This window comes from Mesorhizobium sp. M2C.T.Ca.TU.002.02.1.1 (assembly GCF_003997225.1).
The window spans coordinates 1-2,104 of sequence record NZ_RZTO01000965.1 but is presented as its reverse complement, the minus strand read 5'-3'; the positions used below and the strand labels follow the sequence as shown (position 1 = coordinate 2,104).

Annotated in this window: 2 protein-coding genes and 1 pseudogene; 1 reads left to right on the top strand and 2 read right to left on the bottom strand. The window is 65.7% G+C overall.

The window, feature by feature from the left end; all coding sequences use genetic code 11:
- A pseudogene (locus EOD07_RS37900) lies at window positions 1-416 on the top strand (hypothetical protein); the annotation flags it as partial.
- 63 nt (window positions 417-479) lie between these two features.
- Here EOD07_RS37900 and EOD07_RS32085 read toward each other — a convergent pair.
- Together EOD07_RS32085 and EOD07_RS32080 are read right to left on the bottom strand one after the other, a co-directional pair.
- Window positions 480-1,490, bottom strand: coding sequence for an ABC transporter substrate-binding protein (locus EOD07_RS32085; RefSeq protein WP_127238117.1), 1,011 nt, complete (start codon window positions 1,488-1,490; stop codon window positions 480-482).
- Window positions 1,483-2,104: ATP-binding cassette domain-containing protein (locus EOD07_RS32080; protein WP_127238116.1), on the bottom strand; the 622-nt coding region annotated here is incomplete at its 5' end. The genes EOD07_RS32085 and EOD07_RS32080, both read right to left, overlap by 8 nt.

Here is a 2,104-nt window from a genome sequence, read left to right as displayed (position 1 = left end):
CTTGGGAAGTGCTTTCGGCGCAACTCGACATGCTCAATCATGTCATGGCGCGCGAAACGCCGGCCACCTGCAACAATTACCTGCGCAACGGGCCGGACGCGATCAGCGCGCCCGGCCACGATTTCCTGGCTGACCTGGACAGGATCGGCGCCGCGCTGTTCCGCGCCTACGGCGCCGCCAAAAGAAGCGGCCTGCCGACGGTCGCGCCCAGCGATCAGGATTGGTCGCTGGTCGCCGACATTTTCAAAAAGATCGGCGGCACGCCGGCCGAGATGGAGGCCATCTCAAACGCCAACCCGGACTTTCCGGGCCTGTGTCCGGCCATGGCGAAACTCTATGAAGCCGCCCTGTCGCTGCAAGGCGAACCGGGGTGGCACATCAAAACCGCGCTGCTTCGCACCATCGTCAAGAATTAGGCTCCGCACCGGATTTCCCGGCAAGGTCCCGGCGCAAGGCCGCGTTCCTTCGGCGCTTGGCCCCTACCCCAGAAACTCATTCGTGAAATACGCGCGCAAATCCGGCTTGTCCTTCAACGCCTTGCCGTTGCCATCGAGCAGGATCCCCGAGGCGAACAAATACCCGCCCATCGCTTCCATCTTGGCCTTGTCCATGGTGCCGATGGCGCCGTTCGCGCTCTTCAGGAAATGGCCCTTGTTCAGCGCCTTCAGCGAGGCCTCGATCAGCGCCGGGTTGGTGAGCGTGTCCTTGTTGGCGGCGATCAGCAGCTCGCCTGCCTCCTGCGCATGATCCACGGCGAATTCGTAGCCGCGCCGCGTCGCCTGGACGAAGGCCGCAGCCGCTTGTCGGTTGGCGGTGAGGAAGGCGTTGCTGGAAACGATCAGCGTGGTGTGCTCATCCGGCACGCCGTAATCGGCGTAGCGGAAGCTGCGGTGTTTCAAGCCTTTCAGCTCGGCCTCGACGCCTTCCCAGGTCGAGACTTCCAGCGTGAAATCGACCGCGCCGTTAGCCAGCGCGTCGTAGGCGGAGGTGCCCAGCGTCACGGTCGAAAAATCCCCCTTGCCGCCGTCATGGCGGATGATGGTTCGCAGCAGTGCATTCTCCCAGGCGCTGCCGAAGCCGCCATAGGTCAGGCCGTCGAGATTTTTCGGACTTTGAATAGCGGTGCGGTCGGCGTTGAAGACGACGCGGCCGGTCTCCGATTGGACGACGGCATAGACGGCTTTCAGGTCGGCGCCGGCGCTCTTTTGCGTGAACAGGCCGAGCGAGCCGGAAATGCCGAAATCGGCATTGCCACTGGCGACCAGCGTGCCCGAACCCGTGTCGCCATAGGGCAGGATCTCCACCTCCAAGCCTGCGTCGCGGTAAAAGCCTTTGTCGCGCGCCACGAACAGGCCGATGTGATTGGTGTTGACGGTCCAGTCGAGCGCGACGGTGATCTTCTGCAATGCGGCCCGGGCACGCGTGGCGGCTCCGGCAAATGGCAGGCTGGCGGCCAGAAACAGCGCCTGGCGGCGGGTAATATCAATCATTTCGGTTCTCCATCGGGTGTTCGTTGATTGGGATCGGCCGGCCAAGCAGCGTGTCGAGGATGTCGGCCTCGATCGCCGCCGCCTCGCGGGCGAGCTCGGCACTTTCGGTGCGCGGGCGCGGCAGCGGCACCGCCACTTCACGCACAACCCGTGCGGGGCGCTCGGACAGCACATAGATGCGGTCGGACAGAAGCACTGCCTCGCGCACGTCATGGGTGATAAGCAGCGCCGTCCAGCGGTGGCTTCGCCAGATCGTCTCCAGCCAGCGCTGCATGGCCGCGCGGGTCAGCGCGTCGAGCGCGCCGAAAGGCTCGTCGAGCAACAGCATGTCGCGCCGCTGCACCACGGTGCGCAAGAGCGCCGCGCGCTGGCGCATTCCGCCGGACAGCTCGGCTGGCCAGGCGCGCTCGAAGCCGGCAAGGCCGAACTCGGCGAACAACGGCGCCACGCGCTCTCGCGCCGTGCTGCGCTTCATGCCCTGCACTTCCAGCCCCAGCGTCGCATTGTCGATGACGCGCCGCCACGGCATCAGCGCGTCGCGCTGCGGCATGAAGGCGAAGCGGGCGCCGTCGAGCGGCGCGCCGTCGAAGCGCATCTCGCCCTCGCCCCGGATC

What these genes read in the sequence shown, in the direction of transcription:
- EOD07_RS32085 (WP_127238117.1), bottom strand. Translation starts at nt 1,490, where the DNA reads ATGATTGATATTACCCGCCGCCAGGCGCTGTTTCTGGCCGCCAGCCTG.